Consider the following 12781-nt stretch of genomic DNA (forward strand, 5'->3'; position numbering starts at 1 on the left):
TCCCTGCTCGCTTTATTCAATGAAACGCTGGCTGTGATCGGCTTGCAGCGTCTTCACGCTGTCGTATTTTCCAAATATTTTATAGCGATTGAGCGCGATAAGGTTATAGCAGCCGTCTCTGAAACGGCGCGGAAAAACATGCAGCACGGACACGGCACGCCAGGGCTGCGGCAGGAACGACATGACGCGAAATATCGCATCCGACCTTTTGTATATCCCTTTATCGTCGATCAGCACAATGGTGTTCACATTTTCAGGCGACATGCCTGCCCAGAGAGACAGCGCCTTTCCGGCTTCGGACTGTACGGGGGCGAGGCGTACCTTGTGCTGCCTGTCGTGGCGAATCAGAAAGTTGACCCAGCCGTTGCACAGTTTGCAGACCCCATCGTAAATCACCGCTTTTTCACCGGCATGCAGATAGGGCGGCGGCGAGGTGTTCTGAGTAGGCTCGGACATTTATCCCTCCACGGTATTTTGGGTTTTTCCGGCTGCCGTTTCCGAATCCGTTGCCGTTATCGGCGATTTTTCAGGACGCGGGTATTTCCATAACCAGCGGCCGCTCGCCATGCGCCAATAGAAGAATGCACCGCGCACTATCCAGTCCAGGAACATGCCGAGCCAGACTCCGACCACGCCGAAGCCCAGCACGATACCCATGGTATAGCCCGCCACAATTCGGCAGCCCCACATGCCGAGCAATGACACCCACATGGTGAAACGGGCATCGCGTGCGCCTTTTAATCCGGCCGGCAGCACCCAGGATGCGGCCCAGAAAGGAATAAAGGCCGCGTTGAGCCAGACCAGAATTTTCACTACGTCGATAACGTCTTCTTCACTGGTATAAAACGAGGCGAGCAATCCGGCCAAAGGAACAGACAGCAGCGCGAGAGAACAAATCCCGATAGCCGAGAGCCAGTACACATGGCGAAGCTGAAATTCCGACTGCGCAATCTGTCCTTTACCCAGCCGCGTTCCCACAATAATGGTTGCCGAAGAGCCTAGTGCGTTACCGGGGAGGTTGATTAAAGAAGCGATTGAGAAAGCGATAAAGTTACCGGCAATCACATTCGTGCCCATCCCGGCGACGAAAACCTGAGTCAGGAGTTTACCGCCGTTAAACAGCACCGATTCGATGCTTGCCGGAATACCAATGCCGAGCACTTCTACCAGAATGCTGGAATTAATACGGGTAAAGTAACTTTTCAGCGAGATTTTCAATGCCGGATTAAAGCCTGTCGCCAGCACATAAATCACCGCCGCCGCGCCGATATAGCGCGAAATGGTCAACCCGAGACCGGCCCCGATAAATCCCAGACCTTTCCACGAAAAACAGCCGTAAATCAGAACGGTAGTAATGACGATATTGAGAATGTTCATCCCGCCATTGATAAGCATCGGGATCTTGGTATTGCCCGCCCCGCGCAGTGCGCCGCAGCCTATCAGGGCGATGGCGGCCGCAGGATAACTCCATGCCGAGATATGCAAATAACTCAGAGCCAGCTCTTTCACCGCAGGCGCGGCATTACCGGCTATCGTGTCGATAATGCGCTGGCCAAAAAATTCGATGCCGATAGCCAGAATGACGGCAAAAAGCGTCATGATGATAAGCGATTGCCGGGCGGCATCGCGCGCGCGCTCATGATTGAGCTTGCCGAGACTAAAGGCCACCACCACCGTGGTGCCGAGGTCGATGGCAGCGAAAAAGGAGATAACCACCATATTAAAGCTGTCTGCCAGACCCACGCCCGCCATCGCTTCTTTACCCAACCAGCTGACAAGGAAGGTACTTAATACCCCCATCAACAGCACGCAGGCATTTTCGAAGAAAATAGGCACGGCCAGCGGAGTGATTTCACGCCAGAACAATACCCGATAGGAACGCCTTTTTGGATACCAGGGAGTACGCTTGATAGCGTTGAGCGCAGAGGCTCTAAGGTTTTGCAAAATAGTCCCAGCTTTAATAGAAAGTGATGTTCACCAAATAAGCATGATTAAAGAACACTAATTATGCAAAGTCTTTTTGTGCCAGATTCTTAAAAAATAAACCGTTATTTCAAAAACGGTGAATATCGAAATCTTCAATGGCTGAAACCTGGATCATGGTCTAGTCAATAAGGCCATTCTTGGCGCTTCTTAACTAAGCCAAGTTTAGCGATGATGCTGTCCATTCAGGAGCCCAAGCCTGCGCGCTCAGGGCTTATCTTCTCTCAACCCTAAAATCAGGACATCCTATGAGTCAGCGTTTGAACTATTTTGGTACTTCTGCCGAACTGGCAAAAAAATATATCGATTTCAACAATGCCGTCAGTAAAAGCACGGCAAAAGAATTTAAGTTACTGGTGACTATTCGCGCTTCGCAGATAAATGGCTGTGGCTTTTGTCTCGACATGCATGTCAAGGAGGCCAGAATCGCGGGCGAAAGGGATTTGCGGGTACATCACATCGCCATCTGGCATGAATCGACCCTCTTTACTCCGCGTGAATGTGCCGCGCTGTTGTGGACCGAGGCACTGACTACACTGCCTGCGCACGGTGTATCGGATGAAACTTATCAGCGGGTGCGCGCTCATCTTTCCGAACAGGAAATTTCAGATTTGAGTTTTCTGATTATGGCTATCAACGGATGGAATCGCATTAACGTGGCATTTCGCATGACGCCGGGTTCGGCGGATGCAGCGTACGGTCTGGATAAAGCCGATCTGAACTGATGGAAAAGCGCTGCGTCGTCTGCCTTCGCGGCGCCTATAGATTAAAGCAGGGCAAGTATCTGCCTGCCCAGCTTTTCGGCCTGCTGCCGTGATTCGATATTGGTGAAGCCGATGAGCAAGCCCCGTTCTTTCGCTCTGGTGCTCCAGTTTGACAGCGCATGGGCATAGAGTCCGTTTTCACGCATCCTCGCCGCCACCTGCCGATCGTCATGCTGCGCCGTGAGCCGCAGAATAAGATGCATGCCGCCCGGTTGAGGCTCGACGTTGAGATAGTGACCCAGAATAGCCATTAATCCCTGCACTGCCTGCTCCCGTCGTTCGGCATAAAGTTTTCGCATGCGGTGAATATGGCGCGAAAAATGGCCTTCCAGAATAAATTCACTGACTATCGCCTGCGGCATTTCGGACATCGCGTCGAAAAAGCCGAGATTTGCCTGCTCAAAGCGCGCCACCTGCTGTTCGGGCACCACGAGATAGGCCAGTCGAATTCCCGGAAACAACACTTTACTGAAGGTGCCGCAATACAAAACACGTCCTTGATTATCCAGACTTTTAAGCGCAGGCAGCGGACGGCTCACATACCGGTATTCGCCGTCGTAGTCATCCTCGATAATCCAGCTCTCCCGACTGGCTGCCCACTCCAGCAGCGCCAAACGCCGCGGCAGAGAAAGCGACACACACAGCGGACTTTGATGGGCGGGCGTCACGATTGCCGCGCGGGCATCGGGCGCCATCGCCAGTCCTTTGGCAACCTCGATTCCCTCGGCATCGACGGGAACCTCAATCTGCTGCATGCCGGCCTGAGACAAGAGTTCGCGCGTGAGTGGAAAGCCGGGATCTTCGACCCAAATCTTGTCATCAGGCTTAAGCAGTGTGTGAAAAATCAGCTGCAACGTGCCGCGATAACCCGAGGTGATAAACACCTGCGATGCATTGCAGTGGATACCGCGCGCCATCTGCAAATAGGCCGCGACCGCAGCACGAAGCGCGGGCAGGCCAAAATGGGCCGGATATTTCATGTCCTGCGCCTGCATGGCGCGCAGATACCTTGCGCCTACACGTGCCCAGATTTTACGTGGAAAGGCATCAAGAGCCGGTAGCCCCATCTGTAGCGGCATAATACGGGCAGGATGCATGCCATTCTGATGAGCCGGAGAAACAGGCAGTGCGGCATTCTGGATGGGCGGAGTGTGCAGGCCGGGCGTGACACGGGTGCCGGCCTGTCCGCGCGACTGAAGATAGCCTTCGGCCGTTAGCAGCGCATAGGCCGCTTCGATAGTGCCTCGTGCCAACCCCAGCTCTTTCGCCAGTTGACGTGCGGACGGCAGTCGGTCCCCAGGGTTAAGCAGGCTTTCGGCGATGGATGCCCTGATGCGCTGATAAATCTGGCGGTATAACGGGTCACTGCTGGTTTTATCCAGCGGTAGCAAGGTCGGGCGAGCGGTCTGTTTCATGACGTGGGCTGCTAGTCGTCTTCCGAGTGATAGGCGAGTTGACGTGTCCGACCGGGCGTAGCGCGGCGTTCAGGCGGTACTTTTGTCGCCTTGTTCGGATCACCCGCGACAAATTCCAGCGTAGGGGAGTAATAAAAGGGCAGCCAGCCGCCGTAGCCGGTTTCCCACTCCCAACGGACGGGACAAGGCCACAAGATGTCTTCATATAAAATGTAATAGGTCCACCGCCCATGCGGACGGCGCGGTTTGCTCGCGCTCATAGTTTCGGCAACACTTGGTTTCGATAGCAAGGTCGTTTGACGGCAACGTTGCAAATGAGTGAATGTCACCCGCCCATTTTCTCTCTCGACGCAGCGGGTTTCAACCTATAAACATGATAGGACGAAAAGTAGCCAGATTAAAGCTTTCCGACAGGGTTATCCTGTTCTGAAAAGGGAATCAATAGACTGATAAAATGGAGCGTGGCGTGGTGCAAACGCAGCAGTTGTCGTTGCGAAACCGCTTGATTATTTATCATTTTTTGCTCGATGGCTTCACTGAGATGCAGTCCGGCTTCAAACTGTGCCAAGGCGAAATTGCCCTTTAATCGATGCACATGACTTTTTAACGCCTGCTGATCTTTTTCTTGCCAGGCGACAGCCACATTTTTCATATCCTGCCGACTGCTGCTTTGCAGTTCCGCAATCAGTTGCGCCATAATTTCTGGCTGCGCGGCTGAGAGCGCCATAATTTCCACAAGATCAACATGCCGTTGCTGGAGCATCTCGAGAAGACAATGTCCGAGATCCGACTGGGCTATCGGTTTGGTTAAATGGCCGTCCATTCCGGCGACAAGGCATTTCTTTTCTTCATCGGAAAAAGCATTGGCGGTGCAGCCAATAATAGGCACATGCCGACGCGTTTTCTGCTCGCCAAGCCGAATTTCGGCGGCAAATTGATACCCATCCAGAATAGGCATCTGACAATCGGTAAAGATCAAGTCAACGTGCAGGGCAGGGTGTTGCTGCCAGTATTTCAGGGCGGCGGTGGCCGAGTCGAAGGCGCTGACCCGATGGCCGAGCGCGGTCAGTTGCTGTTTCATAACCCGAAGATTGGCTGGTAAATCATCAATAATCCACAGATGATACGTCGCCCCTGTGTCTTTGACAGAAGGCTCTATCTTGGAAGAGGGCTTAACCCGCAGGCTTTTGGCGGGAATGATAACGCCGAAATCCGAGCCTTTTCCCTGAGTCGAGGTCATGCTCAACCGGCCACCCATCAGAGTAACCAGCTGATGGCAAATTGTCAGACCCAGACCGCTGCTGTCAGGAGTCGAAGACGACAATTGCCGATAGGGTTTGATCAGATGAGGCAACAATGTCGAGTCGATGCCTATGCCGCTATCCCTGATGCTAATGATTATTTCCTGATTTTTTTCATGAGAATCAGGGTCAGGGGTGGATTCGATGACGACAGACAGCGAGATGGAGCCTTTCTGCGTATATTTGACCGCGTTACTCAGCAAGTTATTGAGAATTTGCGTCACTTTACCTGCATCCAGCAGATAGGTTTTTCCATAGCAGGACTCAATGTCGGTATCCAGCCGCAGGCCTTTTCTGGCTGCCGGAATGGCGTAGGTTTCGGCGCTGGTGGTCAGCAGCGAGTAAAGCGAAACAGGCTGCGGCATAAGCTGCATCTCTCCGGCTTCGATTTTCGACAGGTCCAGCACATCACCAATGATTTGCAATAATCCGCGTGAAGCTTGATAAGCCAGCGCAATCGGGGAGGGGGACGAGTCATTTAATGAAACCGTGCGCTGATTTTCCATTTCCAGCACGCCCATGATGACGTTCATCGGCGAGCGAATCTCGTGACTCATGCGCGCCAGAAATTCGCCTTTCTGACGACTGTTGCTTTCAGCCAGCGTCAGCGCCTGCGCCAGTCTGGCCTCGAGCGCTATCCGCTCGCTCATGTCATACCAGCCAATCACCAATCCCTGCGTAACCTTCACCGTATCAGTAAAGGGCGTGATCCAGCCGGTGATACTGTGTTGCCGACCTTGCAGAAGGTAACTGCCCTCAAAAAAGTCGCTTCCGTCTTGTGGCCTGCCTGCACCAGACCGCCTGTATCCAGGGCGGGAAAGGCAAAATATTGCCTGTTGAGGGTTTCAACCGCACTGCCTACCAGCGCGGCGAGCGCCACGTTGAGCTCGCGACACAGCGCAGGATTGGCGTGGGTGATGAGTCCGGCTGCGTCGCAGACCATAACGGGGGTCGAAAGGCTGTTCAGCAAGGTCTGCCAAAATTTCACATTATCTTGCAGGCGGCGTTCACTCTGTCGTCGTCGGGCAATCTGGGTTACAAGAAAGGCAATGAGAAACAGTGCCATCACGCCCATTATCACGGCTGCGGTATCAAAGAGGCGATGATTGTGTTTAATCCGGGGAACGACATTGTTCAGCGTGAGCAGGGTAAAGTGTCGGCTGAGTAAATCTTGAAGATTGGCTTCTGAGAGGTGCGAAATGGCCTGATTGAGCATAGCTAACCTAGAGGGATCGCCGTCTCTGATAACCAGACGCGTTTCGGTCGTAAGACTGTCGGCGCGGTTTATCTGCAATTGTCCCCGATAAAGGTTTTCAGCCAGGACTTGCGCCGTAATCTGGCGACAAAGCACGCCGTCGGCCGATCCCGCCTTGAGCAAGGTTATCGCTTCCGACAACGAAGGGGTAAAAATCAGGGTAATATCAGGATAACGCTGCTTCAGAGCCTGAATCGGCGCATCCTGAACAATGATTATCCGCCGGTGGTTTAAATCTGATGATGCAGCACCGGGGATCGAAACACGATCGTTAAGCGAAACGAGTCGCCAGCCGGTGCTGAATAGGGGGCGAGAGGCAACGGTATGGTCGGCATGGAACAGAGTAGCGCTTTCGATAAAAAAGCCGTCAATCACGTGATGTCGCAACAGGTCAAACTTTGCGGCTGCCGAAGCAACCGGTATGACCTCGAAGGCATCTTCCGTGCCGCCTTGCGACTCAATCCGAGGCGCTAACAGCGAAAGCAGAGCGGGTTCGAGAGGCGAATTCTGGATATCGGCGTCTAACTCGCTGTAGGGCTGTTCTCCTTTAACAACGCCTATGCGCAGTGTCTCCGCCCGAACGGGAAATAGGCAGGTAAGCAGAAGCACGACAACCAGCGCGCGGTAAGTCATCAGAGGTCAATCTTGAGCAGGTATTCGAAAAGTTCAGCATCAGTCAACAGGTCCAGTTTATTCATGGCACTTTTTTCTGCCCGCTGATCGTCTGCTTGGAGCGGTGCAGCAACTGCGCGATTTGATTCACGGTACGACCCTGCTTCATCAGACGCAGCACTTCTGTCTCTTTGGGGCTGAGTTGGGTTCTGAGTGCCTCGTTGCCTCTGGCCCGCGTTTTGGCAAGCTGAGCTTTGGTACTGCGCGCAAAATCCTGGCCCGAAATCAGTGATTTAAGACAGGCATGCAACTCTGTGCTGACACTCTGTTTATTGATAACGGCAAGTATCCCGGATTTTAGCATCAGGTTGGCGATAGCCTGATTGGATAAAATGCTTATCACGATAATGGGTAGGGCGGGATAGGTACGGCGCAAATATTGAATCAAATGCAACCCATCGCTGTGCTGCGTGCCCGGCATGGTGAAATCCGTGAGCAATAAATCGGGCGGATTCGTCTTTAGAGCCACCAACAGTTCATCCACGTTGCTCGCCGTGCCGCTTAATCGGAAATCATGGGGAAACTGAGTTTCCAGAAGCGTCTTGAGTCCAAGCAGATAGACGGGATGATCGTCGGCAATCAGCACTGATTTCATTCTCTCTGTCCTGTTGGATTGAGTGGGTTTTCCTGCGTTATAAAGAGTGCGCCATGCAGACGCAGATGGGCATGACTGTCCCAATGATTGATGAGCGCCAACTGCGCTGGAATAAAAACGTTATCCTGCAAAATCACTCTTACCGAATAGGTGAGTGGCAGCGTAAAATGGGTTTTCTCGCCCTTGAAATAAGGTGAAATAAGCGTGCGATCGTCAACGTGCAGGCGGCCAAGAAATTGTGCAGGGGTAATAATTGCATGTGCCAGAAAAAGTTGATTTCCTGAGTCTGATGTTTGCCATTGCAGCCTGTCAGCGCCGAACGTGATGTGAAAAAGATAACGTATTTGCGCTGGATAAGCCGCATTGATTAATAGCAGGTGGCGTTGATGTTGCTTATTTGTAGCATCGAGATCATGAAAGAGACTGTGAGTTAACAATCCAAAAATAAATATTATCAGGGTGTAGAGTTGTGAAGAAGGAATGCTTTCGCTGGCGGTATAATCAATCATGGCAAAAGGACCCCGATGTAATAGCGTGGATAAACTGATCACGATGGCCGTGAAGATAAAAAGACAGGATAGTTGTCTGCTGTTGATGAATATAACGGTGAGCAATATCATTCCAATAAGTGTGTAGAGAGCAAAATCGGTAATGTCTGTCTGATATAAATATCGATGGGTCGAGGTAAATGTCCACAGCATCAACACGACCACGCAGGTAAGTAAAAATAAACCATGCCGAGGGGTTTTTATTAAATGGATTTTTTGCTTCACGCCTTTGAAGAGAAATAAAGGGGTTAAGGCCAGGCATCCGGTGGCATTGGAAATACTCCAGACGAGAAAGTGTGAAAAAACGATTGGGTAGGAGAACATCTTTAAGCCATTGAGCGTTAAAATGCCGCCTAATAGACTAGCAATCAGAATAATTAAAATAAATGAAAGCATACTCGAAAATTGAGCGGTAATTCTGACGCCTTGTTTTATAACTTTCCATACGTAGGCACTTAGGCAAAGAATAAGCAGATCGCTCAGAGCGAAGAGTAATCCAATATCAAGGGGGCGATGGTGAAGCAGACTAGCGAAGAGATGCAGCAATCCTGCACTCACTGCCCACAAAGGCCAGCGAGAAAGCGGCGATGCGCAAAGTACGCCGAGAGTCAGACCGGCCGGTAGCCAGATAGAGGAAGAAAGACTGCCGTTATCGCGCGTTTCCAGACACAAAAAAGCCAAAGCAAAATAGCTCAGGCAAAATAGTAGCCACATGAAGGGGTAAGCCCACGGGGTCATCAGATTCTCTTTAAGAAAAACGCATGCCGCCGGATCTCGTTTACCCGAGTTTCTCGTCTTCATTTTTATAATGATTCATTCTCATAGCAACGGGCGTAGAAGGTAGAGTGGCACAATTAAAGTCGTGTGTAAGTCGATTGAACGACATTAACGAAATTATTCTCAAAAAATAAATGACCGGCGTTTAACTTATCATTTAACGATTGATGGTTTTTGAAATCATGGCCAGCGTAGCCGTAAAAAGGGAGGCGATAGCTGAAAAGGTAATGGATTTTTTTATCAGTAAGGCATTGCCTGATATTTCTCGGGCTTGAACGGGCGGTAGAACCGAGAAGTCCAGCATGACCCCGTGCCGTGGAATGGTTTTTAACATCGTCTTCGGAAGCTGATGTTCCGATAATAAGTTTCGAAATTTATGAATGAGTTGGTGGTAATTGTTGTCACTGACCATACCCGCCTGCTCATACCAGACAATATTGATAATATCGTTTTTCAAGGTGATATCGTTAAGCAGACAGATAACAAGGCGCTTATGTTTCTCGGTGACTTCAAAAATCTGGCTGTTTATTTTCATTTCATTGCCGAGGCATTCAACCATCGGAAAGTTATCGAAAGGATTGTTCAGTAACAGGCTGGGAACTATAGGTTTAGTATTCACACGATCACCCAAATTATAAGATTAATTAAATAAACGAAGGTAAAGGAGACAATGCCCTGTATTTTTTCGTTTAAATAAGGGTTTTAAGATAACCTTCGGTGGTGAAACTGCGGATATTAAATAGTAATGCGGGAGGTTATTCAATCACATTCCGGCGTGGGCGGTTATTTCCGTACTCGTCCTATCGTTGATATTTTTTCAAACTGAACGGGCGCGATAAAGAAGTCACTCATTTTATTCAGCAGTTTGAGAGCTTTTTAAGGCACGGTGACCAGCAGCAGACACTGGCCAACCTTCTCGACGAGATTACTCGGGCATTAATGCCGTAAAGTCCTCTTCATACAGCGCCTTGCACTCTTCCATAAATTCAGGGTAGCCCAATTCAGAGGTCTGAACTTCACGGCCCAGTCTATTCTCGAGATCGGCATGAAACCATTCAAACTCGCCGTGAAGAATGCCGGTAAAACCGGTCAGGATAATGCATTGCTGCTGGGTGAGTTTACTCATGAGACGTCCTCGATAGGCGGTAAAAAAATCACTAAAGTAGTGCGTTGACCTGCCATTTTGCATGAGGAAAGGGAGACAACAACCCGTGTCATTGTTGAGCAAAAGAGTGGTTGAAATTTATTCGAAAGCTAAAAAGTGCGCATCTTTAAATGTGATATTGATCACAAATAATCTTTTTGCTATTACTAGCGCAATTATTGAGAGATTCAGATTTTAGTCTGCCGCGAGTTTAGGAATCTTTCCTCTCCGCCAGTCTGAAAAATAATGATAGCTTGATATCAGGTTTTTGTTTTTTAAGGGATTAATATGAAAGTAGTATTGATTGCCTGTGCTGCAAGTCTGGCGTGTCTGGTCATGATGGATTGGCAGTTTATGGTGCGCGTTTCTCAAAATTAAGAACAGGATTGATTTCTTCGTCCTTGTTGCCGTGCTTCGAGGTTTATATGTTGAAATTGGTAATTTATTCCAGCTTGGCCGTGTTGTTTGCCAATCTGATGATCGACCTGCCTTTTGTGTTGGAGTCGAGTGGTTTTTAATGCATGTAGCGCGGCCTCTGGACCACGCTGAATTTACGTGCATCAATGCTGATTATCGGATTCTGAAAACGTCTATCAGACGCTGAAGGTTAGGCCATCGGTTCCCAGAGAATGATCCCGACGATAGCCAGCATGGCAACCATGACTTCAATGTCTTGAATGGAAACTTTGCTCTGAATTTTACCCTGTAGAATGTTCATCATCACTCCTCCATTTGTTAGACAAATAGTGGTACGAAATGAGACATTTTTTTGTGAGACCGATCTGATTATCGCGATCTTGTTATCGAATCATTAAAAGATGTTTAACGAACCCGCTGTAAACCGTTAATAAAATAAAGCTTGCGTAAAAATTTCTGGCGTGCGTTAATGCACTCCTCGGTTTGTAGTACAGACCTTATGAAAGCAATTTTAGTAAAGTAGTTCACTGTATTAGCGTTATCCTCACTAGATATCTCTTCACCGCGAATTTCCTTCTTTAGTGCCCCATAAGTATCACAACTAAAAAAACAGACCTCCCTCGCCTTATGGCGGCTCGAAATTAAAGGAAATTATTATGTCTACTAAAATGACTGGTTTGGTAAAGTGGTTTGACGCTGGTAAAGGTTTTGGTTTTATTTCTCCTGCTGACGGCAGCAAAGACGTGTTCGTACACTTCTCTGCTATCCAGAGCAACGATTTCAAAACTCTTGATGAAGGTCAAAAAGTCGAGTTCTCTATCGAGAACGGCGCTAAAGGCCCATCAGCTGTCAACGTTGTTGCACTGTAATAAGTGAACAGCGGGGCAGACTTACGATAGCGAAGACGGTGTAAACCCGAGCAGTTAAGTAAGCCCAACATAAAAAACCCGCCCTCGAGCGGGTTTTTTGTTTTTATCCTTTCACACCGCTCCTCTAAAAATCTCTCCCCCTTTCCTTTCAGGCTATCGGTCTGTCATTTTTTTGTAATGACTGCGTCATGTCGCTGTGGGTGCGCGTCGCGTAAGTTGGTCCTCATGGTGCAACGGCACCGGTAAATCAACTGTCATTAAGGAAAAATCATGAAAAAATCACATAAAACACGCCTGATCCTTTCTTCACTAAGCGCACTTTTATTCGCTGGGGTGGTCACTCCGGCCCTCGCTGCGCCAGTAAAAAATATTGTTCTGGTGCATGGGGCCTTTGTTGGTGGTTCGGGCTGGCGTCCGGTTTACGATATACTCATCAAAGACGGTTATCACGTCACCCTGGTTCAAGAGCCGTTAACCTCTTTCCCGGATGATGTGACAGCCACTCAACGTATCCTTAATGAACAGAACCGGGCCCGCCATTCTGGTCGGCCACAGCTACGGCGGGGCAATTATTACCGAAGCGGGTAACAATTCGCATGTTGCAGGGTTGGTGTATATCGCCGCCCATGCGCTGGACGCGGGCGAAACCGAAGCCAGCAACGGTAAAAAATTCCCGAATTCGGCACGCCCTTTTGCCAAATCGGCGGACGGCTATCTGACAATCAAACCCGAGAATTTCCCAGGCGATTTTGCCGCCGACCTGCCGCTGAAAGAGGCGCAGTTTGAAGCGCAGGCACAGATGCCCACCAATGCCAACGTCTTCACCGCCAATATTCCCGACCCGGCATGGAAGGTGAAACCGAGTTGGTATATGGTGGCGCAGGCAGACAAAATCATTAATCCCGATCTCGAGCGAATGTACGCCGCGCGTGCCCATAGCCACACAGTCGAAATTCCGGGAGCCAGCCATTCAGTGTATGAATCACATCCGAAAGAGGTTGCCGCGCTGATTGAACAAGCAGCACAACACGCGCTGTAATG

General features: G+C 49.9%; 12 protein-coding genes and 1 pseudogene. 3 read left to right on the forward strand and 10 right to left on the reverse strand.

Features of this window, described 5'->3' with window-relative positions; genetic code table 11:
- Positions 1-12 precede the first annotated feature (12 nt).
- A complete protein-coding gene (locus tag O1V66_RS00385; protein ID WP_045049345.1) occupies positions 13-456 on the reverse strand; it encodes a thiol-disulfide oxidoreductase DCC family protein in 444 nt (147 codons plus the stop codon).
- Entirely contained in the window at positions 457-1944 is a 1488-nt protein-coding gene (locus tag O1V66_RS00390) for an EmmdR/YeeO family multidrug/toxin efflux MATE transporter (protein ID WP_045049344.1), read from the reverse strand. It lies immediately after the preceding gene.
- Positions 1945-2231: 287 nt separating this feature from the next.
- On the opposite strand from O1V66_RS00390, the gene O1V66_RS00395 reads away from it, so the two are divergent.
- Positions 2232-2708: a carboxymuconolactone decarboxylase family protein gene (locus O1V66_RS00395; protein ID WP_045049343.1), complete on the forward strand. Its 477-nt coding sequence runs from the start codon at positions 2232-2234 to the stop codon at positions 2706-2708.
- Positions 2709-2749: 41 nt separating this feature from the next.
- Here the strand turns inward: O1V66_RS00395 and pdxR are convergent, their stop codons facing one another.
- From pdxR to O1V66_RS00435, 8 genes are all read right to left on the reverse strand, one after another.
- Entirely contained in the window at positions 2750-4162 is a 1413-nt protein-coding gene (pdxR, locus tag O1V66_RS00400; protein WP_045049342.1) for a MocR-like pyridoxine biosynthesis transcription factor PdxR, read from the reverse strand.
- Between the two features lie 11 nt (positions 4163-4173).
- Positions 4174-4422: a hypothetical protein gene (locus O1V66_RS00405; RefSeq protein WP_045049341.1), complete on the reverse strand. Its 249-nt coding sequence runs from the start codon at positions 4420-4422 to the stop codon at positions 4174-4176.
- A 137-nt stretch (positions 4423-4559) separates the two neighbouring features.
- A complete protein-coding gene (locus O1V66_RS00410; protein ID WP_269128019.1) occupies positions 4560-6152 on the reverse strand; it encodes a response regulator in 1593 nt (530 codons plus the stop codon).
- A complete protein-coding gene (locus O1V66_RS00415) occupies positions 6149-7351 on the reverse strand; it encodes a PAS domain-containing protein (protein ID WP_269128020.1) in 1203 nt (400 codons plus the stop codon). The genes O1V66_RS00410 and O1V66_RS00415 overlap by 4 nt, the downstream gene beginning before the upstream one ends.
- A 61-nt stretch (positions 7352-7412) precedes the next feature.
- Complete coding sequence (locus O1V66_RS00420; protein ID WP_269128021.1) at positions 7413-7985, reverse strand: response regulator; 573 nt, start codon at positions 7983-7985, stop codon at positions 7413-7415.
- Complete coding sequence (locus tag O1V66_RS00425) at positions 7982-9271, reverse strand: MASE1 domain-containing protein (RefSeq protein WP_045049338.1); 1290 nt, start codon at positions 9269-9271, stop codon at positions 7982-7984. Before O1V66_RS00425 ends, O1V66_RS00420 begins: the two co-directional genes overlap by 4 nt.
- 196 nt (positions 9272-9467) lie before the next feature.
- Positions 9468-9929, reverse strand: coding sequence for a winged helix-turn-helix domain-containing protein (locus O1V66_RS00430; protein ID WP_241481439.1), 462 nt, complete (start codon positions 9927-9929; stop codon positions 9468-9470).
- Between the two features lie 306 nt (positions 9930-10235).
- Positions 10236-10436: a DUF7736 domain-containing protein gene (locus O1V66_RS00435; protein WP_045049337.1), complete on the reverse strand. Its 201-nt coding sequence runs from the start codon at positions 10434-10436 to the stop codon at positions 10236-10238.
- 1091 nt (positions 10437-11527) lie between these two features.
- Between O1V66_RS00435 and cspE the strand changes: the two genes are divergently transcribed.
- Together cspE and O1V66_RS00445 are read left to right on the forward strand one after the other, a co-directional pair.
- Positions 11528-11740 (forward strand): transcription antiterminator/RNA stability regulator CspE, encoded by a 213-nt coding sequence (gene cspE, locus O1V66_RS00440; RefSeq protein WP_017490235.1) that lies wholly within the window; start codon positions 11528-11530, stop codon positions 11738-11740.
- Positions 11741-12010: 270 nt separating this feature from the next.
- Positions 12011-12779, forward strand: a pseudogene (locus O1V66_RS00445) (alpha/beta hydrolase).
- The last annotated feature ends 2 nt before the right edge of the window (positions 12780-12781 follow it).

The sequence above is a fragment of the Rouxiella chamberiensis genome (genome assembly GCF_026967475.1).
GTDB classification, from domain to species: domain Bacteria; phylum Pseudomonadota; class Gammaproteobacteria; order Enterobacterales; family Enterobacteriaceae; genus Rouxiella; species Rouxiella chamberiensis.